The sequence below is a fragment of the Actinomadura sp. CNU-125 genome (assembly GCF_001942465.1).
Lineage (GTDB): Bacteria > Actinomycetota > Actinomycetes > Streptosporangiales > Streptosporangiaceae > Spirillospora.
Genome location: NZ_MKJY01000050.1, coordinates 1 through 21791 on the forward strand (window position 1 = coordinate 1; position 21791 = coordinate 21791).

The following is a 21791-nucleotide window of genomic DNA, read 5'->3' on the forward strand; positions in this document are numbered from 1 at the left end:
CCGTCGCCGACGCCTACGCCATCCAACAGCCGCTCATCCAGCAGATCCTCACCGGCACCCCGTCCGGCTGCTGCTGAACCCCAGGGGTGGCCGGCCAGCGGCCACCCCCCGAGGGCGGCCGACAGGAAGGAGATCGCCATGAACACCACCACCGCTGATCTGCTCACCGACGCCGCCATCGCCCCGGTCGCCGGATACGCGGCAACGAAGGTGATGGAGCCGGTGAGCATGAAGCTCTACCAGCTCCAATCCGACACGGCCCGCGGACGCGAGGACGACGCCCGGCCCGGCTCCCCCTCCCAGATCGCCGCCGACAAGACCCTCGGCCTGCTCGGCATCCACCTGAAAGGCACAACGCGGGAACGGTCCGGGACGGCCTTCCACTACGGGCTCGCCATCAGCTGGGCCTCGGTGTACACGCTGCTGCGCCGCACCACCGGCCTCAACCCGGTGGCGGCCGGCCTGACCGCCGGGGCCGCGATGTCGATGATCGTGGACGAGGGCATCACCCCGCTCGCAGGCTTCTCCGCCCCCAACCGCGCCTACCCGGCCGTGACCCACCTGCGCGGCTTCGCCGCCCACCTGGCCTTCGGCCTCGCCGTCGCCGCCGTCACCGAAACCGCCTGGACGATCCTGGGCCGCCGCCCCGCGCGCTGACCCAGACACCGGCCGCAGACACCGGACGCAGACGGCGTCTTCAACCGCAAGGCGCCCGCGTCGCCGCCTGTTTTAGGCGGGACCTTCTTCAGAGGGATCGTGGAAGGGACGGAGCCCGGCGGCGGGGTCGGCGCGAGTGAAGGCGTACCGTCCGAGGAAGTTGATGTGCTCGTAGGCGATCGGTGAAAGCCGTGCGCACATGCCGTCGGCGCGGATCTGCTTGACGGCGGCGTCCAGGTAGAGGGTGTTCCACCACACCACCGCGTTGAGGGCCAGGCCGAGGGCGCCGAGCTGGTCCTCCATGCCCTCGCGGTAGCGCTGGCGCAGCTGGCCGCGGTTGCCGAAGGCGATCCGGCGGGCGAGGCGGTGGCGGGCTTCCTGGGTGTTGAGCTGGGTGCCGATCATGCGGCGGTAGCCGTCGTCGGAGATGAACTGCAGCAGGTGCAGGGTCTTGAAGATGCGGCCATAGTGGGCGAACGCATCCCCCAGCCCGGTGGGGCGGCCGTCGCGCGACAGCATCCGGATCAGGTCGTAGGCGCGGACCTGGCCGGTGGTGAGCGAGCCGGCGACGCGCAGCATGTCGTCCCAGTGCGCCCGGATGCGGTCCAGGCGGACGGTGTGCCGGGACATGTGATCCAAAGGCCCGTAGGTGGCGCGGGTGTTGGTGCGCCACAGCCGGGTGTCGGAAAGGTCGGCGATGCGCGGGGAGAACTGGTAGCCGCAGATCGCGAACAGCCCGAACACGATGTCGGAGTAGGACGCGGTGTCGGTCACCACCGTCTCGGGCCGCGGGCCGCCGTCGATGGTGTGGATGGCGTCCAGGATGAACAGCGAGTCCCGCAACGTGCCGGGCACCACCAGGCCGCCGATGCCCATCACCTGGTCGTTTACTGGTGGAGGGCCGGTATTCCGAGCTTGCGCAATTCTTGCCCAGGCGGCGGCTCGATGCTGGAGCGAGTCACCCTGTCAAGGACCGCGGCGAACCTGAAGGCTCAGCTCGGGTTCGATGAGGCGGCTCAGCGGAGGACCATCACCGGGCGTGGGTCCTGTGCAAATGACCTTGGTGCAGATGGAACTAACGGCCATGCGCCAATCCTCGAGGGCCACGTGCCAAGAGCGGCCCGATGCAGCGCTGGACACCCGCCGCCGAGGTGATGGCGGCCGGGCTGCTCCGACCGGGGGCGACCACATCGCGCTGGGGATGCCGATCTGTCCTCGCTCGTGGTGATGTTCGACTTTGGCCGCGTGCTCTTCACCAAGGGTGGCCTCGGCCACCGAACGCTCGCCGCGCTGGTGCACATCTCGAGTGGTCGCACCTCTTGTGTCCTGTCACTTGCGTGCGTTGTTGCGCCCGGACACCAGGAAAATGACTACACTTAGTTACGTGTGGACGACGATAGGTCAGGGGCTGCGAGGCGGCCGCGCCGCGAAGCATGGCCTGTCCGTCTTTCTGATCGCGGTGTCGTCGCTGTACTTCATTCTCTGCCTGCCCAGCCTGCACGGCGAAAGATCGGCCCACCTGGACGGCGCCACCACCGCGTCGCCATCGGCCTCGGCTTCGCACATCCACGGTCCGGCGGGGACCGTGCACCAGGATGCGGCAGCGGATCATCTTCCGCACGCGCCGCATGGCGATTGTGAGCATTCGATCACGCTCTCGCCTGACTTCTCCCGCTTGGCTCTGCTGCTCTTCACGATCCTGCTGTTGTGGGGCTCGTCATCAGGGGCCTTTTGCCGGCTCCATCTTCTCTACGCGTTGGACGCACTGCGCCGACGACGTGGGCGCTGTCGGCCGCTGAGCGGTATCCGGCTTCTGAACGTGCTCTGCCTGGCTCGGCTGTGATCGGTCCGGTCATGCGTCGGCGTTGATCGTCCGGGCTCGCTGCCCGTGCTACTTCGCTCTCCGGCTCCGTCGGGGAGCGGGCCGGCCATGACCGTTTCTCACCGCTATCCATGCCACGAGCCATGTCTTCAGGAGAGAAACGTTGGACGCCATCGAGCTGCGTGATCAGGAGTCGATGAACACCCTCGTCACCGCGGGCCGGCTGGTCGGCGGCGACACCTGCCAGTCGCCCGCGCGGCTGGTGGGCAACACCCCGGTCCTGTGGGTTCCCGACCTGTTCGGGCGGACGGGAAAAGGTTTCTGGGCCAAGATCGAAGGCGCCAACCCGGGCGGCATCAAGGACCGGCCCGCCCTCCACATGATCGCGCGCGCCCGGGAGCGCGGGGACCTGGCACCGGGCAGCCCGATCATCGAGTCCACCAGCGGCACGCTCGGCCTTGGTCTGCTGCTCGCGGGCATCTCCTACGGGCACCCGGCGACGCTGGTGACGGACCCGGGGATGGAGCCGCTGATGATCAATCTGCTGCGCGCCCATGGCGCTCGGGTGGACGTCGTCACTGCCCCGCACCCGACCGGCGGCTGGCAGGAGGCCCGCCGCCGACGGGTTCGCGAGCTGCGCGAACGCCAGCCGGATGCGTACTGCCCGGATCAGTACCACAATCCCGACAACGTGGCCGCCTACGCAGGGATGGCGCTCGAACTCGCCGGGCAGCTCGGCCGTGTCGACGTGCTGGTCTGCAGCGTCGGCACCGGAGGCCACAGCGCGGGCGTCTCGCGCGTCTTGCGGGCGATGTATCCGGAGATGCGCCTGGTCGGAGTCGACACGGTCGGATCGACCATCTTCGGTCAGCCCGCCGCGCCGCGGCTCATGCGCGGGCTGGGCAGCAGCATCTATCCCCGCAACGTGGACTATGACGCGTTCGATGAGGTGCATTGGGTCGCCCCGGGTGAGGCCGTATGGGCTTGCCGTGCGCTGGCGCGCGCGAGGTATGCGACCGGCGGGTGGAGCGTCGGGGCCGTCGCCATGGTCGCGTCCTGGCTCGCTCGGACGGAGGCGGAGCATCTCCGAATCGCGGCCGTCTTCCCCGACGGGCCGCAGCGCTATTTCGGAACCGTCTTCGATGACGCCTACTGCTGCGAGCACGATCTGCTCGACGTCGTCCCAGCCGAGAGGCCCGAGGAGATCGCGCATCCGGAGGAGCGCGAGGTTGTCCGATGGACGCGCTGCACGGACGTGACCATCCCCAGCGAAGCCCGAACCGAGGTGGCCCGATGAAGTCGACGCTGACGCAGGTGCGTTCCTTCGACGGCCCGGTGCGGTTGCTGATGGTCAACCAGTTCACCATCAATCTGGGCTTCTACATGCTCATGCCGTACCTGGCCGATCACCTCTCCACCGACCTGGGGCTGGCCGCCTGGCTGGTCGGCCTGACGCTGGGCGTGCGCAACCTCAGCCAGCAGGGCATGTTCCTGGTCGGCGGGAGCCTCGCCGACCGGCTCGGCTACAAACCGATGATCCTGGCCGGTCTCGGGTTGCGCACGGTCGGGTTCGCCCTCCTGGGGATCGCCGACGCGCTGCCCGTGCTCATCGTGGCCTCGGCGCTCACCGGACTCGCCGGAGCCCTTTTCAACCCTGCGGTGCGCGCCTACCTGGCGCAGGAGGCCGGCGACCGCAAGGTCGAGGCCTTCGCGGCCTTCAACGTCTTCTACCAGCTGGGGATCCTGGTCGGGCCGCTCATCGGCCTGCTGCTGGGCGGCATCGCGTTCCAGCTCACCTGCCTGGTGGCCGCCGGCCTGTTCGCGGTGCTGGCCGTGGCCCAGGCCAAGGCGTTGCCAGCCCGCCGCGGCAGCCGCGCCGGTGCCGCCGACTCGGTGGTCAAGGATTGGCGCACGGCCCTGTCCAACCGCGCCTTCGTTCTCTTCACACTCGCCATGGCTGGCTCCTACGTCCTGAACTTCCAGGTCTACCTCGGGCTGCCGATCGAGGTTCGCCGCCTGACCGGCGGCGAACTCGGCGTCACACTGCTGTTCGTGGTGTCCGGGGCCCTCGCCGTGACCGGACAGGTCCGCATCGCCTCGTGGGCCAAGGCACGCTGGACGCCAGCCCAGGCCCTCGTCCGCGGGCTGACGCTGATGGGGTTCTCGTTCGTCCCGATGGGCCTGGCCGCCATCGCCATCCCGGCACAAGCGCAACCGGCCGGGCCGCTCGGCTACACCGTGGCGATCTCACCGGTCCTGCTGAGCACCGCCGTGCTCACCCTGGCCACAATGGTCACCTATCCCTTCGAGATGGCCACTATCGCGACCCTGGGCGGCAGCGCCATGGTCGGCACCTACTACGGCCTCTACAACACGGTGGCCGGGATCGGCATCGTGGCCGGGAACACGCTCACCGGCTTCGCGCTCGATGCCGGACGTGACACCGGCGCGCCGAGCCTGCCGTGGTGGACGCTCGCGGTCGTGGGCATCGCCTGCGCCCTCGCGATCCGGGCCTTGGCACGCGCCGGCCACCTGACACCGATCCCCGAATCCCCGCGCGAGCACGTACGCACGTGACATCCGCTCGCCGCGGCCGGTTCAGCAGTCGCGCAGCCAGTAGCGGGCCATGCCGACGATGCCGGCGCAACTGCCGATGAACCATCCGACGACCGCGCCCATCACAGCGGTCCCGATGATGGAATCGCAGGCCTCAGACCCAAAAGTCAATGCAAAGGCACCGAGGGCACCGAGGGCGAGGCCGGTGACCAGTCCGGTAAAGGAGTACCTCAGGAAGATGGAGGAGTACGTCAGGAACATGCGCGTCCCGCCCTCAGCTGTGGGTCGACCACGGAAGCTCTAAGTATCGGTCCTCCGGTGGTGCACGTGAGGGTCACCAGCCGACTTCGTCGCAGCCCTTGTGATCGGCGGGTTCGACCTGCAAGGTGGCGTGCGCGATGGCGTGGCGATCGCGCAGCAGTTCGCGGGCACGGTCGAGGACGGCGTGCGCTCCCTCTGGTCGGTGGTCACCAGGTGCGCGGTCGCCACGTGCATGCCGGAGGTCAGCGTCCACATATGGAGGTCGTGCACGTCCTGGACGCCGTCGATGGCGGCCAGCTCGCCCGCCACGGTGTCCACGTCGAGGCCGGCGGGCGCGTGCTGCCCGAGCACCGCCAGCACCTGGCGTCCCAGGGCGATGGCGCGGACGACCACGAACACGGCGATGGCGAGGGCGACCACGGTGTCGAAGAGCACCTGGCCGGTGGCGGCGACCAGGATCCCGGCCGCGATCACTCCGACCGATCCGGCGGTGTCGGCGAGCACTTCCAGGTAGGCGCCCTTGACATTGAGGCTCTCGCTGGCTCCGGCGCGCAGCAGCACCAGCGCGGCGATGTTCACCGCGAGGCCCAGCGCACCGACGACCAGCATGGGGCCGGTGGAGACCTCGGCGTCGGCTCCGATCCGGGACAATGCCTCGATGGTGATGTAGACGGCCGTGCCCAGCATCACCAGTACGGCGAAGCCGGAGGCGAACACCTCCGCACGATAGGACCCGTAGGTGCGCCGGCCGGTGGCATCCGGGCGGGTCGCGATCTTGGTGGCGACCAGTGCCGCGGCCAGCGTCACCACGTCGGCGGCCATGTGGCCGGCGTCCGACAGCAGCGCCAGCGACTGCGACAACAGCCCGTACACCAGCTCGACGACGAAGAACGAGCCGATGAGGGCGAACGCCACGCCCAGCCGCCAGCGATGCCGTCCTCCGGCATGCTCGGCAGGCTGCTCGATGCCGTGCCCATGCCCGTGCCCGTGCCCGACGCCCATCACAGCTCCCGTTCGGGGTGGACGGCCTCGGTGTGCTCGATGTGCGCGACCGCCAGGTCCAACAGCATCCTGACGTGGGCGTCCGCCAGCTTGTAGTAGGCCATCCGGCCGGACCTGCGCACGGTCACCACCCGATGCGCCCGCAACAGCCGCAGCGCATGCGATGCCGCAGACTCGCTCATCCCGCTGACCGCCGCCAGGTCGCACACGCACAACTCCCCGTCCAGCAGGGCCACCAGCAGCCGCAGCCGACGCGGATCGCCCAGCAGCGCGAACACCTCGGCGGTGTCGGCGAGATCCTGCTCAACGGGCATCCGCGCGCATACCGAAGCGACGCGCGGCGCGTCCACCACCCGCACCGCGCACCCGTCGACCACAGCCACCAGTTCATCTGTAGAACTGTTCATATGAGCAAGGATCGTCGGCTTGGAGTCGCTCTGTCAACCCCAGGGAAGTCCCGCGGAGGCCAACGACGCCACCGGCCGTCGGCGGAGCCGATGAGGGAGGGCCGGAGGTGTCTCATGCGGGGAGGTAGGTGGAAACTGCGGCGAACACCGTGAACCCGGCGACCAGGAACAGGCTGTCCCAGCGGGAATCGTTGGCCTCGTGAGCCTGCTGGACCATTTCTTCGACGACCACGCTGAGCAATGCGCCTCCCGTGAAGGCCAGCACGGACAACGTGACCGTCTGCGGGGCCTCGCGCAGTGCCAGATACCCCGCCACGGCACCGGCCAGAATGGGGATCGCGAACCCGGACCCGGCCGCCAGCCTCCTCCGCCGAGGCACGTTGGCGCCGCGCAGCGCGGCCGCCGCCGCGAACCCCTCGGGCAGGTCCGCGGGCGCCTGCCCCAGCGCCAGCAGGACGCCGAGCGAAGGATTGATCACCGCACCGGTACCGATGAGGATTCCGTCGCTGAACAGATCCAGCGCGACCCCACCATAGATCGCCCACGGAGCGCCGCCGTCACCGTTGCGACCGGAGGAGGCGGTCCGCGCCTCCAGGTGGTCCGCCAGCCTGTCCAGGCCGAGGAATAGCCCGGCCCCGGCAACGAAGGCGAGCATTGGAACCCATGCGGCCGACGCCTCGAGCGCGCGGGGCATAATCTCCAGGCCGACGACCGCGATGACAATCCCGGCCGCGGCGTGCAGCGCGAAACCCAGGGAGCGGTCCGATACCGGCCGCACCTCGGCGATCAGTCCACCGGCGAAGTTGGCCGCCGCCGGCAGCGCCGCCAGTCCCGCCACGATCACCAACTCGTCCACATCCCGCCGCTACCCGGCAGACCGGATTCCACCCTGAGCCGCCTGAGAGGAAGGCCGTTGAGGGGCGGCCGGCTACGGCCACTGGGACGAGCGGCCACGGGCGAGTCGCTGAAGTCGGCGGCGCCGTCCGGCACGGCGCTCGGGTCACAGGAACAGGAAGCCGATGGCCAGACCGGCGATGATCGTGCCGATGCCGAGCGCCAGGACGATCTCGCGGGTGGTGGCGCGGGCCTGGTCGCGGAGCCACCAGAAGTAGTAGATCGCGGCGGGGACGGAGACGACCGCCCCGGTCACGGCGCCGGGCGAGTAGTCGCCGAGGATGATCCAGCCGATCACGTGGAACAGGGCGTTCACGGCGAACTGCCATTGGAAGGCGGTCACCAGCACCACCCAGGCGCCGTTGCGGCGGGCGGCCATCGCCCGCCACGAGCACGCCAGGACGAGCAGCATCAGCGGGATGTGGTAGGCCGCGAACGTGCCCGTGGTCTCGGGCCCGAAGTGCTCGCTCGTCCAGGCCGCGAAGCCGGGCAGCTCCTCCAGCGTGTGCAGGACGTAGACCACGTAGGGGAGCAGGAACGGGAGGGTGCGCAGAGCCGGCGCGGGGCGCCGGGAGTCCGGAACGGGCATGGAGCGCGTCGTCATCGATATACCCCAGGGCGTGTGTTGAGGGCACTAGAATATGAGGAATTCCTCGCTTTTGTGTACTCCGCATCCGGAGGTGCCCGATGCCGGCGGCTCGCCCGGCCCATCAGCCCAGGAAAACGCCCCGCCAGCAGCGCGCCTGGCGGACGCGCGGACGCGTCCTCGCCGCGGCGGCTCAGGTTTTCGCCGAGTACGGGTACGCCTCGGCCACCACCGACCGGGTCGCCGCACGGGCCGGTGTGTCGATCGGCTCGCTGTACCAGTACTTCCCGAACAAGGACGCGATCCTGCTCGCGCTGACCGAGGAGCATCTGGAGCGGGCCGCGCGGACCGTCCGCGAAACGCTGGCGGAGCCCCGCCCGCTGGACCGCTGGGTGCCCGACCTCGTCCGCACGGTGGTCGGCGCCCACGCCGCCGACCCGCGGTTGCATCAGGTGCTGCTCGACCAGGCGCCCCGGCCGCCGGAACTGGTGGAGCGCTTCCACCGGGCGGAGGCCGAGGCGGTGCTCGCGGTGCGGAACCTGCTGGACGCCGAACCCGGCCTGGACCTCGCCGATCCCGCGTGCACGGCACGGTTCGTTGTCGCGATCGTCGAGTCGCTGACGCACCGGCTCATCGGCCGTCCGCAGGTGGATCTCGAGGAGCTGACCGCCGAGATCGTCGCCATCGTGACCGCTTATGCGACGTCCCGCCGCCAGAACTGACGGCGGCGTGTACGGTCGCCCCGGCATGTTCGCGTCGGCGGAGGGATCCCTGCCCCGCCGCCCGCACCCGCACGACGGGCGTCACCGGCCGCCGCCGAACGAAGTGGGCGCCTCCTCCCGAAAGTTCTTCTACGATCTGTAGAAAGTTACGGCGGGCGTGCCGGAATGGACGGCGGTGGCACCGGCCCTCGGGATGGCGTGGGAACCGCATGCGAGGAGGCTTGATGGACACGGAGCGACGGCGGACGGTCGGAGCTGGGCTCACCGGTCACTCCCGCAAACGCTATCGACGAGGGATGCACCGGGGTAACGGACCGGTGCCGGCCGGGCTGGCATTGGCCACGGCTTTGCTGGTGGGGGCATCGGCGGTGCGGCCGGCCTCGGCGTCGACGGCAGCGCCGGGCCCTTCGGCGAAGGTCGAACAGCTGACCACGAAGATGAAGGAGCTGGAACAAGACTATGGCGGTCGTTTGGAGAAGTTGCGGGACACGCGATCACAGGCCGCCGACGCGGTGAAGAAGTTGCGGGGCCTGCGGTCCGAACTGTCCGAGGGGCGGGCCTTGATCTCGCGGCTTGCGGCTTCTCGGTACATGGGCGCCAGTGCGGACCCCACCATGGAGTTGGTCGTCAGCGATGAGCCGGGTGATCTGCTCGCGACGGCGGCGCTGGCGACCCACCTGTCCGCCAATCAGGCGGCCCGGGTGCGGCGGACGCAGACGTTGGTGGACCGGCAGCGGGAGGTCGGCCGGGACGCCGAGGCGAAGATCACCGAGCTCGAGCGGGAGGTCGCCGAGCTCGCCAAGGAGCGGGCGCGGGTCAAGGCGCTGCTGAAGAAGTACAAGCCGCAGTCGCCCCTGGTCGGGAGCGGTGGGATGACGGCACGAATGATCAAAGTGCGGAACGAGATCGAGGCCGAGCTCGGGCCGTTCGTGACGATCGGCTGTACCCGTCCGGGCGATCCCCAGGACCATGGCAGCGGGCGGGCATGCGATTTCATGGAAAGCAGCGCCGGTCAGATGCCCTCGGCCGAACGTCAGGCGCACGGTGACCGGGTGGCGGCCTATGCGGTCGAGAACGCCGACCGGCTGGGTATCAAGTACGTGATCTGGCGGCAGCGGATCTACGACGTGCGCAGCCCCGGCTGGAGGACGATGTCCGATCGCGGGAGCGTCACGCAGAACCACATGGACCACAACCACATTTCGGTGTTCTGACCAGGCGCCGACGTGGTCCTCGTTCGTTGAAAGCCGACCGGGCCGCGTTCTCGTCGTCAGCTCAGGCAGGGGACGAGGACGGCCGCCGGGCAGGCGAGCAGGGCGGCGGAGCCGAGGTAGGCGAGCAGGCGCTGCCAACGCGGCACCGGTGCCGCCGGTTCGGTCAGGCGCCGGACCCGGGCGATGACGGCGTGCTCGCCGATGCCGAGCGCGCACGCGGGCGGACGGCCGGTTCGGTGGGCCGCCACCATCAGCAGCGCACGTGCGAGGACGTGGCCGCCGTGCCGATGGCGGGCATGATCGTCGGCGAGCATTTCCACCAGCCGTGCGCTGTTGTCCCGTGCCAGCCGCGCGACCGGCAGCCACGGCACCGCGCGGGCCAGTGCGTGCAGAGGAAGCAACAGCAGGTGATGGCGGCCCCGCGCATGGGCTCGCTCATGATCCAGGACGGCGGCCAGTTCACCGGTGTCCAGCAGTTCTACAAGACCGGAGCTGATGACGACCCGGGAACGCCGTCCAGGGAGGCAGTAGGCGATCGCGGCGGGATGCTCCAGGAGGTGAACGCCGTGGTGGCGAGTGGGCCGCTCGGCGAGCAGGTCGACTTTCCCGCGGTGACGGTTGCGCGCGATGGCGTTCTGCAACGCGGTACGGGCCAAGAGCGCGACGAGCCAAGCCGTGACCGTCAACGCCCAGACGAGGGCCGCCAGCTGACCTGCTCCCAGGCCGTGCAGGGGTTCGCCGGCGATGACCTGCGTGAGGAAGATGTGCATGCCGTGCCGGTAGGACGTGCCCAGCGGACCGGCCGCCAGGACCAGGAACGCGCCGACGACTGCGAACCCGGCGGTGTGGACGACGGCCTGCCACAGCGCCAGCGCGGCGCGGGGGCTGCGGTCCGGCCAGCCGGACCGGTCCAGCAGCATGGGCACCGGCCCCGCCAGCACCGCGGCCAAGGCCAGCAGGCAGGCGGTCACCGGCAGCGGCTGGGAGATCACCGCGTCTGCTCCCGGCCGTCCTCCCCGGAGCCGTCCAGAATCTGGCGAAGCACTTCGACATCACCGGGGCTGACCGAGTCCAGGAAATGAGTCAACGCCGATTGCCGGTCCGTGGCGTCGGCGAACGCCTCGCTCATGAGACCGGCGACGTGCTCGTCCTTGCTCCGAAGAGCGTAGTAACGATGGGCTCTGCCCTCGCGTTCCCGGCGGACCAGGCCCTTGCGCGCCAGCCTCTCCAAGATGGTCAAAACGGTGGTGTGCGCCGGTCCGGACGCGAGTGCCGCCGCCAGGTCGCTGGCCCGGGCGCCCTGCGGCCGCGTCCACAGCTCATTCATCACCGCGCGTTCCAGTTCGCCCAAGCGCATGTGATCACCGTTCCGCCACAACCATCACCGAACCCTACCTACCGCCTGCACGCCGGACGTCTCACCCAGCCGGGCCCGGGACGGCCGTCACCGGCGGGTCAGACGCCCAAGGTGTAGTCGGCCGTCCAAGCCTGGACCTGACGGAGGATACGGTCCCAAACACCGACGACCATCAGGCCCCCGAGGCTGATCATCATGATGCCTCCGGCACGCATCACCCAAGCGTAATGCCGCTTCACCCAGGCGAAGACACCCAGCGTCTTGCGGAACGCCAACCCCGCCATCAGGAACGGCACGCCCAATCCCATGCAGTAGGCGACGGTGAGCACCGCCCCGCGGGCCGCGCTGGCCTCGTTGAACGACAGGGCCTGGACGGTTGCCAGTGTCGGTCCGATGCACGGTGTCCAGCCGAGACCGAACACGACACCGAGCAGCGGGGCGCCGACGTGGCCGGCCGCCGGACGCTTGTGCAGTCTCCATTCCCGGTTCAGGCGGGGCAGCGCTCCCATGAACGACAAGCCGAGCACGATGGTCAGCACACCGAAGACACGGGTCAGGGTCTCTTGATAGGTCAGGAGCGTCTTGCCCGCGTAGCCGAACGCCGCACCGAAAGAGACGAACACGGCGGTGAACCCCAGCAGGAACAGCAGCGTCCCGACCAGGACGCGTCCCCGGCGGGGTCGCGAGATCGGCGCCGCTGGTTCCGGTGACGTAGGACAGGTAACCGGGCACCAGCGGCAGGACGCACGGGGAGAAGAACGACACCAGTCCGGCGAAAAGGGCGATGGGCATGGCGATCATCAGTGAGCCGCTCCACACGGTCGTGCTGATGTCGGTTGCCAAGGGCATTGAAGAGTTCCTTCCCGAGCGGCGTGGCAGGCCGAGGCTTCACACGAGGCTGGTCCAGTACGGCCAGAACCGTTGGAGGACGAGCCCGGCGATCAGCAAGTACCAGCCGGTGGCGATCACCGCGTGGTAGCGCGCCGCCGCCTCGGCCACGCGTCGGACGGCCGGTGGCGCGGGCAGGTGGCCCCGAGTGAGGCAGTAGACGGTGGTGTACCAGAAGACGGGGATCACGACCGCCCAGACCGCCATGCAGTAAGGGCATAGGGCGTTGATGCGGTAGAGGCTCTGCACGATGAGCCAGTGCACGAACGCCGTGCCCAGGACGGTTCCCGTCTGCAGACCCAGCCAGAACCAGCGCGGTAGGGGCGCGGCTGTCCACATCACCACGCCGACGACTAGGACCACGGTGAATCCGACGATGCCCAGGAAGGGGTTGGGGAACCCCAGCACCTCGGCCTGGGGAGCGGACATGACCGATCCGCAACTCAGGATCGGGTTGATACTGCACGTCGGTACATGTGAGGGATCTTGGAGAAGGGCGACCTTCTCCACCGCCAAGGCGAACGCCGCCAGCAGCCCGATGGCGCCTCCCACGGTGAGGACGGCGGCCACCAGCCGGTCGGTCACGTGGGGGCGTGCCCGGGACGTCATGTCCGCTCGGGCGGGGGCGGGCGCAACGTCCGCTCCGCCTGTCATCGGGCGAGTTCGGCGTCGATGATCGCCTTGAACTCCTCGTAGGAACCGACCTGCACGTGCCGGTTGTTGACGAAGAACGTCGGCGTTCCCCGCACCCCGAGAGCCAGGCCGTCCTCACGATCCTTGCGGACGCGCGCGATGGTCGCGGGGTCCTTCCACGCCTGCTCGAAGGTGTCCATGTCCAACTCCAGGTCACGGGCGAAATCGAGGAATGTCTTCTCGTGCGAGACCTGCTGGTCACCCCACCCCGCCTGGGTCTGGTACATCTTGCGATACATCGGCTCCAACTTCCCCTGGGCCGCCGCAGCCTCCACGGCCTGCGCTGCGAGTTCGGCGTTGCGGTGACTGGGCACCGGGAAATAGCGCATGACGAACGTCACCCGTCCGGCGTACTCCTCGCGCAGGCGCTCCACGACCGGGAATGCGGCCCGGCACGCCTCGCACTCCAGGTCCAGGAACTCCACGACCGTCACCTTGCCGTCGGCTGCCGTCGACAACCGGTGACTGTCGGAACGCACCAGCAACTCCGGCGAAACCTCCTGCGGCGACGCCGCCGAACGGCCCGCGCCATCGGGGCTTCCCGAGCCCGTGGTCGCCAGCAGCGCGGCGACCACGACCACGGCCACCGCGGCCAGCGTCAGGGAGATCTTGGCGTTCTTCGTCATGGACCCACCAATGCGGAGAGGTGGCGGCAGGAAAGGGGCAGCACGGTGCGCCCCGACTCGAGGGCCGCGATAACTTCTACACAGCGTAGTAGATGACGGATCGACGCGCCGCCCCACCGCCTTCGAGCCGCGTCGACTCCCCGCCCGAAAGGAAGCCGAGCTGTGAACAGTCTGATTGCGTTCCTACTCACCGCGTTGATCCCCGGCGGAATCGTCTGGGCGGTCGTGGCAATGCGCCGCGCGGACGCGGCCGAAGTGGCTCGCGAACGCCGACACCCGCCACAGCCCGAGGGTGAGGAGACCGGCACCTGACCGAATCATGTTCCGATGCCGAGGAAGAGCATCGGGAGTGGCGACCGATCACCTCCGGGGGTTAGCATCCAGATATGGCGATTGATTCTAATTGTGGAATGACATCGTTGGATGGGCTTGCTCCGGCGGCGGCGCTGTTCCACTCGCTGGCCGATCCTGTTCGTCTCTCGATCGTGCAGCGGCTCTCGCGCGGGGAGGCGCGGGTGGTGGACCTGACCCGCGAGTTGGGGCTCGCGCAGTCGACCGTGTCCAAGCACCTGTCCTGCCTGCGCGGCTGCAAGCTCATCGACTACCGAGCCGAGGGCCGCCAGTCCTTCTACTTCATCGCGACTCCCGAGTTGCTGGACCTCCTGCGCTCGGCCGAGCATTTGCTGGCCGCGACCGACCGTGCCGTCGCGCTCTGCCCGACTTACGGCACGGACACCGCACGGCGTGGGCAGGACGAGCCGAAGGCGGAGGTGCGGTGATGACGGCGTTGACACTGGGCCCCTCGCTCCATCGGCGGGCGGCGCTGGCGCGGCGGGTGCGGTGGCTGGTGGCCGCCACCATCACCTACAACGTGGTCGAGGCCGTCGTCGCGATCGGCGCCGGGACGATGGCGTCATCGGGTGCGCTGGTCGCGTTCGGGCTCGATTCGGTGATCGAGGTCGCTTCGGCCGCCGCGGTCGCGTGGCAGTTCTCCGCACGCGATCCGAGCGTCGTCGAGCGGCGGGAACAGCGGGCGCTGCGGATCATCGCGGTGTCGTTCTTCGCGCTGGCCGCCTACGTTTCCACCGACTCGGTGCTCGCGCTGCTGGGCGGCGGCGACGCCGAGCACTCCACCGCCGGCCTGGTGCTGGCCGCCCTGAGCCTGGCGATCATGCCCGGCCTGTCGTACGCCCAGCGCCGCGCCGGCCGCGAACTCGGCTCCGCCAGCGCGGTCGCCGACTCCAAGCAAACGCTGCTGTGCACCTACCTGTCGGCCGTCCTCCTGGTCGGGCTCGCGGTCAACAGCCTTTTCGGATGGGCTTGGGCCGACCCGATCGCCGCGCTGGTCATCGCTGCCGTCGCAGTCAAGGAAGGACGCGAGGCATGGCGCGGCGACGCCTGCTGCGCCGTGCCGCCGCCGACCGCGATGACGTCCCCGCGGCACAGCACTCCGGAAACCTGCCGGACCTGCGAGCCAGGCTGCACATGCTGCACGCCCAACCCGGGCACACCCCTCTCCAATGGCTCGGCACCGTCCGAGGACCCCGCGCCATGAGTCACCGGCTGGACGTCGATGTCGTGGTCGTGGGGGCGGGCATGGCCGGGCTCGCCGCCGCCGACGCCCTGGTGTGCGCCGGAATCGACACCATGGTGATCGAAGCCCGAGACCGCCCCGGCGGGCGGATCCGCGCGGACAACGGATTGCAGGTCGGCGGCGAGTTCATCGGTCGTCCGCACGTGCGCTCTCGGGCGCTGGTCAGCCGCCTCGGGCTGTCCCTGCGGCCCATGCCGCGCAGCGGGCCGATCCTGTGGCGCACCGGCGGGCGGACACGGGCAGGCCGGGTGCCGCCTGTGCCCATGGCAGAAATCCCCGCCGCCGTGCGCGCCTTGGCACGCCTGCGCCGCGACGCCATGGCGCTGGACCCCGCCCGTCCTTGGGCGAGTCCCGGCGCCGAGCAGATGGACGCGACCTCGACCGCTCAACACCTGCAGCGCATCGGCGGCGGTCTCCAAGCCACCGAACTGCTCAGCGCGTTGATCGCCGGATTCGCCACGACCGGAGTGCAAGACCTGTCGGCATTGCACAGCACCTGGTGGATCGGCCGTGCCGGAGGGCTCGCCGCGGCGCTGGCCAGCGGAACCGGATCCCAGATCCCGGCGGGTGCCGACGCGCTGCCCACCCGCTTCGCCGACGCCATCACCGCTCCCATCATGTACGAGACCGCTGTGACCTCGGTCGAGACCCACGGTGCCCTCTCGCGTGGCGGCGGCTACGTCCGGCTGATCACCACCACGGGCTCCTTGCGGACCAAGGCGGCGGTGCTCGCACTGCCATTGCCCGTCCTGCGCCGTATTCCGATCACTCCGTCTCTGCCCGGGCCGCTCACCGCGGCGATGGACGACCTGACGTTCGGGAAAGCCACCAAGATCAGCGTCCTGCTCGAATCCGACCGGGGCTGTCGCGTTCGCGCCGCCGTCGGCGGCTCACCACTGGGGATCGTGTGGCGCGCCGGGCGGGTGCTCTCCGGCATCACCACCGAACCCGGCCACGAGCACCACCGCCTGCTGGACGATCTCCTCGGCGTCTTCGGCGTCTCCGATCAGGCGGTGCGCGCATGGGCGGTCCACGACTGGAGCGGCGATCCTCTCAGCGGCGGCAGTTACATCACCTTCGCACCCGGCCGGCTCACCCGTCATGGTCCCGCGCTGCGCCGCCCCCACGGCCGCCTGGCCTTCGCCGCCGCAGAACGCTCCACGTGGCCCAACTCCATCGAAGGCGCTCTGGAGTCGGGCCGCGCAGCGGGCCGCCATGTCCGTGACCTGCTTCTCCCTCGATGACCCGGCAGCTCACTGCCCTTCCCGCCCTTGGAGGAACCTTGATCGGCCGCCCCATGCCCGCCCCCGTGCGAGCCGCCTACCGCAGCGAGATGAACGCCGCCCGGCACTCCGGTGACCCCGCCTCGCGCTGGCACCACCTGGAACGGGCGCACATCCTGTCCCAACCCTGGCCCTGGCCCCACACCCGCAACCACATCGCCATGTTCGCCCTCGCCATCGCCCAGCGCGATCGCCGCGAAGCCCTCGGGCAGGTCGTGAGAATCATCGTCGCCGCCCCCGGCTCGGCCATCGGACGCTATCCCGAAGGCAACACCGGACGCGCCGATGTCCGGCTCACCCAGCCCATGCCTGTCCCCGAGGACCTGGCCGCCCTCCTGTCACCGTGATCGATCGCCCGCAGAGCCGAGGGTCGCCAAACGCTGCAGATAGGCGTTGTAGGCGTTGAGTTCGGCGTCACCGTCGCGCTGGGCCTGACGATCCTTGCGGCGAGCGAGCCGATCCTCGGCACGCCACCATGACACGGCGAGCGCGAGCGTGATCACCAGGGTGGGGACATCGCCGAAGAACCAGGTGATGCCCCCACCCCACAACTGATCACCGACGACGTCCAGATCCCATGACGGCGGCGGAGTCGCGTAGAACTCCACGATCGAAGCCTTCGTCATCATGACCTCGATGGCGAAGAAGGCATGGAACGGCAGAGCCGCCATCAACAGCAGCAACCGCAGCACATGGCTCTCGGGGCCCGGCCACGGATCCACCCGCAGAATCGGACCGAAGTAGACGAGCCCGGTGACGATGAAGTGCACCAGCATGAAGTAGTGACCCCACACCGAGCTCATCAGAGCATCGAACAGCGGCGTGTAGTAGATCCCGTAGAGGCTGAAGAGGAACACCGGCAAGGTAAACATCGGATGCGCCAGCACCTTCATCACACGGCTGTGCAACAGCCACACCACCAGCCGGCGCGGCCCTCCACGAACTCCGTTGCCATTCGGCAACGCCCGCAGCATCAACGTGATCGGCGCCCCCATCAGCAAGAACACCGGCGCCAACATGGCCAGGATCATGTGCTGGAACATATGGACACTGAACATCAGCATCCCGTAACCCTCGATGCCGGTAGCCGTCACCCACAGCACCAACACCAGCCCCACCAACCAGCTCACCGTCCGGCCGACGGGCCAGCGCACACCGCGCCGCCTCAACCGAACAACGCCGACCGCGTACAGGACCGCGAACACAGCACACAAGATCGGAAAGATCGCATACGGCTGCGGATGCCAGGCCAGCAGTCCCTGCACGGAGGGCGGATCCGTCGGCGCCCACATCGGCCCGGACATCCCGTGGTCCATGCCGTGGCCGTCCATCAACACTCTCCCAACGTCCGCAACCGGAGCGGGACTCGAAGCTGCACGCCTGCAACGGCTTCGCCCCACACCTGCCATTGATCTTCTACGTTACGTAGAAGATGATACGGGTGCAGGTGACGTCGAGGGGCATGGGCGTCGACTCCCTCGCGAGCACCCCATCTCGCCGCGCGCCTAAACTTCTATATTGCGTAGAAGATTGAGAGGCGGCTTCCTCCTCCGAGGCGGCACAACACGGGAGGCGGTCCGGTCATGGATCGAACGTGGGCACGGTCGCAGCCGAGCTCAGCCGGTGCGTTCCTCGAACCCGGACTCCTTTTGTTCGCCGGCGCCATCGATTCGGCAGCGCTCCACTCCCATACCGCCATCCAGATCCTGATCGTCGGATCGGGACGGCTCGTGCTGCAGGACGCCGCCGGCTCCGAACAACCCGCCGACGCCGCGATCATCCCGAGCGGAGTGGCGCACGCCGTACACGCCACCCAGCCCACATTCGGAGTGACGGCCTACCTGGACCCCGCGAGCCGACTGGGCACCGCCGCACGAGCCCGGACGGCGCGTTCCCCGGCCGATCGAGCCGACGTCCGGACATGGGTGCAAAGCGCAGCTCCCATTGACCCGCAGCCCGATGCCACGAACGTGCCATCTCGTTCATCGTGCGCCGAGCTGACCTCCGCCCGGGCGATCTTGGACCTACCCGCACGACGGGACGCCCACCCGGCACTCACCGAAGTGATGGAGGCGCTCCCCAACCTGGTCAACGGCCCGATGACTCTACAAGGCATCTCCGAGCATGTCGGCTACCCGCCGCGCGTACTGGAGAGGCTGTTCCTGGAAGAGTACGGATTGCCTTATTCGGTCTGGCGCCGGTGGGCGCGTCTGGAACATGGCATCACGCTTCTCCGGCAGGGCAAGCCCCTAACCGATGCCGCAAGAAGCGCAGGCTTTTCCGACTCATCCCACTTCACCCTTGTCTGCTCCTCCGTCTTCGGCATCCGACCATCCGACGCGGCCGCCATCACGGTCGATCAGTCTTGGGCACGGCCAACCTCAGTGGGGCGCTTCATCGACCTGCGCGCGCATGGAGCCGAACTCGACGCGCCGCCACCTCGGACTGGACCGGCATCCGCGGCGTTATAGCGACCTCGGGATGGCGCAGGCTGCCGCGGACAGGGCCCGTGGGGAGGCTGAGTGCAGGAATTAGCGGTAGGGCCCCGCGAGGAGGATCGGAACTACCAGTAGCGACAGGGTGGCTGAGGCCGACGGTCAGCGGGGGTGTCGGCGAGCGGCGGGGTCGGTGTCTGCGGTGACACGCGCGGAGGTCTGCTCGCCGAGCCGGACGTAGGTGCCCAGGCTGGCCAGGTGCTGGTGGCGGGACTTGGCCTGCAGCTCGGCAGCGGTGCGCCCGGCGGCCGCCAGATGCTGCAGCGCCGAGTGGCGCAGCTGGTGCAGCGTCCAGCCGCGGCCGTGCGGATCCAGTCCGCGGGTGGCGGTCTTGAACAGGTACTCCGCGCGCGGATACGACAGCCGGCCGCGCCCGGTGACCGGGCAGACGTCGGCGGCCGCTGGCGCGCGGCGCCCGGAGGTCGGGGCGCGGCGGTCGGCCAGGAACACCGGCCCGGCCGTGCGGCCCCGCAGCAGACGCGGCAGCAACCGGGCGGTGCCGGTGGCCCAGTGCACGTACTCGATCGCGCCGCCCTTGGACACCACCCGGGCCCGCCGGAACTCGGGGTCCAGGTCCTCGACGTTCAGCGAGAGGATCTCCTCGGCGCGGGCGGCGGTCTCGTACAGCAGCCGCCACAGCACCCGCTCGCGCAGCCCGTGCGCGTCGTCGCCGAACAGCTTGTCCAACCGGGCGCGCGGGACGCGCGGTCACCGCGCCGGGCGCTCTTGCGGCGCTCCAGCCGCCGCGCCGGATTGGTCTCTAGGAGTTCCTGCCGCTGCGCCCAGGCGGTGAAGGAGGTCAGCGCCGACAGGTGCCGGTTCCAGGTGGCGGCCGCCGCGCCGTTCCACCGGTCCATCACCGCGGCGTAGTCCTCCGGCGCCAGGTCGGCGACCGGAGCCGCGCCGCCGGCGACGTCGATCAGCCGGGCGAGGGTGTCGTCGTAGCTGGCGCGGGTGGTGGCGGCCGGGATCGAGTCCAGGTACCGCCCGACCGCGGCCGCGACGGTGCACCCGCCCGCAGCCGTTCCGGACCGGCCGGGAAACGCGACGACGGACACGGGCGACCTCCCGGGCGCGGGCCGATGTGACACATAACGTGGCCGAGTCGGCCCCGCCGCGGCGCACGGCGAGCTGGGCGGACGCGGCCCCACGCGGGCCAGTGTGACAGGTAATGCAGATTCTGTGTCACACCGGGGGTCAGCCGGTGCGTGCTCCGCGGGGTTCGGCGCGCAGGATGTCGATGGCAGTCTGGGCGCAGTTGCCGCAGATCCACACGCCGGGTCCGGCGACCAGGGGGCCGAGGTCGGTGCAGCCGCAGAAGGAGCAGGACCGGCCCGTGCTCTTGCTCTTGCCGATGCGGCGGTGCCGGCGCTGGACGGGCGCCACCCATTCCTGGAGGTCTTTGTTGAGCCGGGGGATGTCGGTGCCGAGGTCGTCCAGGACGCGGCGGGCGGCCGATCCCGGGTCGGTGGCCAGGCTGAACAGCAGGTGCTCGCAGCGGAGCTGGGTGTGGCCGCGGCGGGCAGCCAATCGGCGTGCTGCGGTGATGGCCTGTTCGGCTTCGCCGTCGCCGACGACCCGGCGTTCGGTTCCGTCGCCTGTGGCGATCGTCGCGGGTTCGAGCAGGCGGGCGGCCGCCTCGCGGACCTTGCCGCGGGTGACGCCGAGCCGGTCCAGGACGCCGGCCGACACCCCGCCGTGCAGCAGGCCGAGCAGCAGGTGGTGGGTGCCGGCCGCGCTGCCGTCGGCGTCGGCTGCGGCGTGGGCGACCTGGAGGCAGGCCTGCAGCCTCGGGACCATGGCCAGGTTCTCGGCGGCGTCGGCGATCTGGTCGTCGACCTGGAGCCGGTCGGCGAACTTCTGCCGTGCGGCCTGCTTGGAGACGCCGAGCCGTTCCCCGATCAGCGTCCAGGACACGCCCGCCGCCCGGGCCGCCCCCACGTAGTGCTCGATCAGCGCGTCGGCCGCGGTGCTGGCCTCGGCGGCGGTGGCGACCGCGGCCGCCAGCAACTCCAGCGGGTCATCGCTGTCGGCCCGCTGCTGCACGGCCGTCACCAGATCGTGGAGTTCACCTCGCCCATGCGACAATCCTAGATTGTCGATTTCGAATCGACAATGCTGGCTTGTCGAACTGGTTCGCCGTGGTTCAGTCCTGGCTGTCGGGGATGCGGGTGCAGCAGGTCAGGGCGGAGGCGTTGTCGGCGGCCAGCGAGCGGGCCAGGACGATCAGGTCGGCCACGCGCGGATCGCCGACGGAGTAACGCAGTCTCCTGCCGTCGCGGCGGGCGGTGACGTAGCCGCAGTCGACCAGGCAGGACAGGTGCACCGACACCCGCGGCTGCGAGATACCGGCGTGCGCGACGCAGTCGGCGGAGGTGCGCTCGCCGCCGAGGATGTACTCCAGCAGCTTCAGCCGGGTGGGGTCGGCCAGGGCGCGGAAGAACTTCGCCACCGTGTCCAGGTGGGCGCACGGCACCTCCGTCGCATCACGGGCGGGCCATTCGAGGGCAGGGGGGCGGTCGGGCATGCGGGCCTCCACAACGTGAACTATTCGCCTACCCGCATAATATAGGTGCCAGTGAGCTATTCGGTTAAGCGCATAGGTCGCGGGTGGTTGTGGCCCCTGATGCGAGGAGGTGCTGCGGTGAACGCAGCGAGCAGCGGATACGACCTGGCGGTCATCGGCTCGGGCGGCGGGGCGTTCGCCGCGGCGATCGCCGCGCGGCGCAAGGAC

General features: G+C 69.6%; 25 protein-coding genes and 2 pseudogenes. 11 read left to right on the forward strand and 16 right to left on the reverse strand.

Going from position 1 to position 21791, the window contains the following annotated elements:
- The first annotated feature begins 138 nt into the window (after positions 1 to 138).
- Positions 139 to 657, forward strand: coding sequence for a DUF1440 domain-containing protein (locus BJF79_RS07345; RefSeq protein ID WP_075895690.1), 519 nt, complete (start codon positions 139 to 141; stop codon positions 655 to 657).
- 72 nt (positions 658 to 729) lie between these two features.
- Here BJF79_RS07345 and BJF79_RS07350 read toward each other — a convergent pair.
- Positions 730 to 1548: pseudogene (locus BJF79_RS07350) on the reverse strand (Tn3 family transposase); the annotation flags it as partial.
- Between the two features lie 493 nt (positions 1549 to 2041).
- Between BJF79_RS07350 and BJF79_RS07355 the strand changes: the two are divergent.
- The 3 genes from BJF79_RS07355 to BJF79_RS07365 all read left to right on the forward strand — a co-directional run bounded on the left by BJF79_RS07355 (position 2042) and on the right by BJF79_RS07365 (position 5056).
- Entirely contained in the window at positions 2042 to 2500 is a 459-nt protein-coding gene (locus BJF79_RS07355) for a hypothetical protein (protein WP_143219760.1), read from the forward strand.
- A 142-nt stretch (positions 2501 to 2642) separates the two neighbouring features.
- Positions 2643 to 3776, forward strand: coding sequence for a PLP-dependent cysteine synthase family protein (locus tag BJF79_RS07360; RefSeq protein ID WP_316043295.1), 1134 nt, complete (start codon positions 2643 to 2645; stop codon positions 3774 to 3776).
- Complete coding sequence (locus BJF79_RS07365; protein WP_075895696.1) at positions 3773 to 5056, forward strand: MFS transporter; 1284 nt, start codon at positions 3773 to 3775, stop codon at positions 5054 to 5056. The genes BJF79_RS07360 and BJF79_RS07365 overlap by 4 nt, the downstream gene beginning before the upstream one ends.
- Positions 5057 to 5077: 21 nt before the next feature.
- Here BJF79_RS07365 and BJF79_RS07370 read toward each other — a convergent pair whose 3' ends face one another.
- From BJF79_RS07370 to BJF79_RS07390, 5 genes are all read right to left on the reverse strand, one after another.
- Complete coding sequence (locus BJF79_RS07370; protein WP_075895698.1) at positions 5078 to 5296, reverse strand: hypothetical protein; 219 nt, start codon at positions 5294 to 5296, stop codon at positions 5078 to 5080.
- A gap of 39 nt (positions 5297 to 5335) precedes the next feature.
- On the reverse strand, positions 5336 to 6298 hold the full coding sequence (locus BJF79_RS07375) for a cation diffusion facilitator family transporter (protein ID WP_262401660.1): 963 nt from the start codon (positions 6296 to 6298) through the stop codon (positions 5336 to 5338).
- Positions 6298 to 6681, reverse strand: a complete 384-nt coding sequence (locus tag BJF79_RS07380; protein WP_316043296.1) for a metalloregulator ArsR/SmtB family transcription factor — start codon at positions 6679 to 6681, stop codon at positions 6298 to 6300. Before BJF79_RS07380 ends, BJF79_RS07375 begins: the two co-directional genes overlap by 1 nt.
- A 136-nt stretch (positions 6682 to 6817) precedes the next feature.
- Positions 6818 to 7561 carry a ZIP family metal transporter gene (locus BJF79_RS07385; RefSeq protein ID WP_075895702.1) on the reverse strand — a complete coding sequence of 248 codons (744 nt, stop codon included), beginning with the start codon at positions 7559 to 7561 and terminating at the stop codon, positions 6818 to 6820.
- A 144-nt stretch (positions 7562 to 7705) separates the two neighbouring features.
- Complete coding sequence (locus BJF79_RS07390) at positions 7706 to 8188, reverse strand: HXXEE domain-containing protein (protein ID WP_075895704.1); 483 nt, start codon at positions 8186 to 8188, stop codon at positions 7706 to 7708.
- Positions 8189 to 8286: 98 nt separating this feature from the next.
- Between BJF79_RS07390 and BJF79_RS07395 the strand changes: the two genes are divergently transcribed.
- Together BJF79_RS07395 and BJF79_RS07400 are read left to right on the forward strand one after the other, a co-directional pair.
- Positions 8287 to 8907: a TetR/AcrR family transcriptional regulator gene (locus BJF79_RS07395; protein ID WP_075895706.1), complete on the forward strand. Its 621-nt coding sequence runs from the start codon at positions 8287 to 8289 to the stop codon at positions 8905 to 8907.
- Positions 8908 to 9224: 317 nt separating this feature from the next.
- Positions 9225 to 10121 carry a coiled-coil domain-containing protein gene (locus BJF79_RS07400; RefSeq protein ID WP_262401661.1) on the forward strand — a complete coding sequence of 299 codons (897 nt, stop codon included), beginning with the start codon at positions 9225 to 9227 and terminating at the stop codon, positions 10119 to 10121.
- A 56-nt stretch (positions 10122 to 10177) separates the two neighbouring features.
- Here the strand turns inward: BJF79_RS07400 and BJF79_RS07405 are convergent, their stop codons facing one another.
- From BJF79_RS07405 to BJF79_RS07425, 5 genes and pseudogenes are all read right to left on the reverse strand, one after another.
- Positions 10178 to 11113, reverse strand: coding sequence for a M56 family metallopeptidase (locus BJF79_RS07405; RefSeq protein ID WP_083733232.1), 936 nt, complete (start codon positions 11111 to 11113; stop codon positions 10178 to 10180).
- Complete coding sequence (locus tag BJF79_RS07410) at positions 11110 to 11478, reverse strand: BlaI/MecI/CopY family transcriptional regulator (RefSeq protein WP_075895710.1); 369 nt, start codon at positions 11476 to 11478, stop codon at positions 11110 to 11112. Before BJF79_RS07410 ends, BJF79_RS07405 begins: the two co-directional genes overlap by 4 nt.
- Before the next feature lie 98 nt (positions 11479 to 11576).
- Positions 11577 to 12327: pseudogene (locus tag BJF79_RS07415) on the reverse strand (cytochrome c biogenesis CcdA family protein).
- A 39-nt stretch (positions 12328 to 12366) separates the two neighbouring features.
- Positions 12367 to 12975, reverse strand: coding sequence for a vitamin K epoxide reductase family protein (locus tag BJF79_RS07420; protein WP_075895712.1), 609 nt, complete (start codon positions 12973 to 12975; stop codon positions 12367 to 12369).
- A 41-nt stretch (positions 12976 to 13016) separates the two neighbouring features.
- Positions 13017 to 13685 (reverse strand): DsbA family protein, encoded by a 669-nt coding sequence (locus tag BJF79_RS07425; RefSeq protein ID WP_075895714.1) that lies wholly within the window; start codon positions 13683 to 13685, stop codon positions 13017 to 13019.
- A gap of 410 nt (positions 13686 to 14095) precedes the next feature.
- On the opposite strand from BJF79_RS07425, the gene BJF79_RS07430 reads away from it, so the two are divergent.
- Genes BJF79_RS07430 through BJF79_RS07445 form a run of 4 tightly spaced genes read left to right on the forward strand, consistent with a single transcriptional unit; the run spans position 14096 to position 16909 of the window.
- Positions 14096 to 14464 carry an ArsR/SmtB family transcription factor gene (locus BJF79_RS07430; protein ID WP_262401662.1) on the forward strand — a complete coding sequence of 123 codons (369 nt, stop codon included), beginning with the start codon at positions 14096 to 14098 and terminating at the stop codon, positions 14462 to 14464.
- Entirely contained in the window at positions 14464 to 15240 is a 777-nt protein-coding gene (locus tag BJF79_RS07435; RefSeq protein ID WP_187356969.1) for a cation transporter, read from the forward strand. Before BJF79_RS07430 ends, BJF79_RS07435 begins: the two co-directional genes overlap by 1 nt.
- On the forward strand, positions 15237 to 16523 hold the full coding sequence (locus BJF79_RS07440; RefSeq protein ID WP_075895720.1) for a flavin monoamine oxidase family protein: 1287 nt from the start codon (positions 15237 to 15239) through the stop codon (positions 16521 to 16523). Before BJF79_RS07435 ends, BJF79_RS07440 begins: the two co-directional genes overlap by 4 nt.
- Positions 16524 to 16576: 53 nt before the next feature.
- Entirely contained in the window at positions 16577 to 16909 is a 333-nt protein-coding gene (locus BJF79_RS07445) for a DUF3703 domain-containing protein (protein ID WP_075895722.1), read from the forward strand.
- Here the strand turns inward: BJF79_RS07445 and BJF79_RS07450 are convergent.
- Positions 16901 to 17893, reverse strand: a complete 993-nt coding sequence (locus BJF79_RS07450) for a cytochrome c oxidase assembly protein (RefSeq protein ID WP_143219761.1) — start codon at positions 17891 to 17893, stop codon at positions 16901 to 16903. The genes BJF79_RS07445 and BJF79_RS07450 overlap by 9 nt on opposite strands.
- A 318-nt stretch (positions 17894 to 18211) precedes the next feature.
- Between BJF79_RS07450 and BJF79_RS07455 the strand changes: the two genes are divergently transcribed.
- Positions 18212 to 19033, forward strand: coding sequence for a helix-turn-helix transcriptional regulator (locus tag BJF79_RS07455; RefSeq protein ID WP_158079112.1), 822 nt, complete (start codon positions 18212 to 18214; stop codon positions 19031 to 19033).
- A 126-nt stretch (positions 19034 to 19159) separates the two neighbouring features.
- On the opposite strand, the gene BJF79_RS58805 is transcribed toward BJF79_RS07455, so the two are convergent.
- The 4 genes from BJF79_RS58805 to BJF79_RS07475 all read right to left on the reverse strand — a co-directional run bounded on the left by BJF79_RS58805 (position 19160) and on the right by BJF79_RS07475 (position 21584).
- Positions 19160 to 19744, reverse strand: coding sequence for a site-specific integrase (locus BJF79_RS58805; protein ID WP_262401663.1), 585 nt, complete (start codon positions 19742 to 19744; stop codon positions 19160 to 19162).
- Positions 19642 to 20115 carry a site-specific integrase gene (locus BJF79_RS58810; protein WP_075895726.1) on the reverse strand — a complete coding sequence of 158 codons (474 nt, stop codon included), beginning with the start codon at positions 20113 to 20115 and terminating at the stop codon, positions 19642 to 19644. The genes BJF79_RS58805 and BJF79_RS58810 overlap by 103 nt, the downstream gene beginning before the upstream one ends.
- Before the next feature lie 139 nt (positions 20116 to 20254).
- Positions 20255 to 21112, reverse strand: a complete 858-nt coding sequence (locus tag BJF79_RS07470; RefSeq protein WP_075895728.1) for a ClpX C4-type zinc finger protein — start codon at positions 21110 to 21112, stop codon at positions 20255 to 20257.
- 91 nt (positions 21113 to 21203) lie between these two features.
- A complete protein-coding gene (locus BJF79_RS07475; RefSeq protein WP_075895730.1) occupies positions 21204 to 21584 on the reverse strand; it encodes an ArsR/SmtB family transcription factor in 381 nt (126 codons plus the stop codon).
- Between the last annotated feature and the right edge of the window lie 207 nt (positions 21585 to 21791).

Excerpts from the sequence above, each read along its gene's own strand:
- BJF79_RS07390 (WP_075895704.1), bottom strand. The coding sequence starts at position 8,188 with ATGCCCGTTCCGGACTCCCGGCGCCCCGCGCCGGCTCTGCGCACCCTC.
- BJF79_RS07345 (WP_075895690.1), top strand. The coding sequence starts at position 139 with ATGAACACCACCACCGCTGATCTGCTCACCGACGCCGCCATCGCCCCG.
- BJF79_RS07440 (WP_075895720.1), top strand. The coding sequence starts at position 15,237 with ATGAGTCACCGGCTGGACGTCGATGTCGTGGTCGTGGGGGCGGGCATG.
- BJF79_RS07375 (WP_262401660.1), bottom strand. The coding sequence starts at position 6,298 with ATGGGCGTCGGGCACGGGCACGGGCATGGGCACGGCATCGAGCAGCCT.
- BJF79_RS07370 (WP_075895698.1), bottom strand. The coding sequence starts at position 5,296 with ATGTTCCTGACGTACTCCTCCATCTTCCTGAGGTACTCCTTTACCGGA.
- BJF79_RS07425 (WP_075895714.1), bottom strand. The coding sequence starts at position 13,685 with ATGACGAAGAACGCCAAGATCTCCCTGACGCTGGCCGCGGTGGCCGTG.
- BJF79_RS07410 (WP_075895710.1), bottom strand. The coding sequence starts at position 11,478 with ATGCGCTTGGGCGAACTGGAACGCGCGGTGATGAATGAGCTGTGGACG.
- BJF79_RS07450 (WP_143219761.1), bottom strand. The coding sequence starts at position 17,893 with ATGGACGGCCACGGCATGGACCACGGGATGTCCGGGCCGATGTGGGCG.
- BJF79_RS07365 (WP_075895696.1), top strand. The coding sequence starts at position 3,773 with ATGAAGTCGACGCTGACGCAGGTGCGTTCCTTCGACGGCCCGGTGCGG.
- BJF79_RS07435 (WP_187356969.1), top strand. The coding sequence starts at position 14,464 with ATGACGGCGTTGACACTGGGCCCCTCGCTCCATCGGCGGGCGGCGCTG.
- BJF79_RS07395 (WP_075895706.1), top strand. The coding sequence starts at position 8,287 with ATGCCGGCGGCTCGCCCGGCCCATCAGCCCAGGAAAACGCCCCGCCAG.
- BJF79_RS07420 (WP_075895712.1), bottom strand. The coding sequence starts at position 12,975 with ATGACGTCCCGGGCACGCCCCCACGTGACCGACCGGCTGGTGGCCGCC.
- BJF79_RS07475 (WP_075895730.1), bottom strand. The coding sequence starts at position 21,584 with ATGCCCGACCGCCCCCCTGCCCTCGAATGGCCCGCCCGTGATGCGACG.
- BJF79_RS07430 (WP_262401662.1), top strand. The coding sequence starts at position 14,096 with ATGACATCGTTGGATGGGCTTGCTCCGGCGGCGGCGCTGTTCCACTCG.
- BJF79_RS07445 (WP_075895722.1), top strand. The coding sequence starts at position 16,577 with ATGCCCGCCCCCGTGCGAGCCGCCTACCGCAGCGAGATGAACGCCGCC.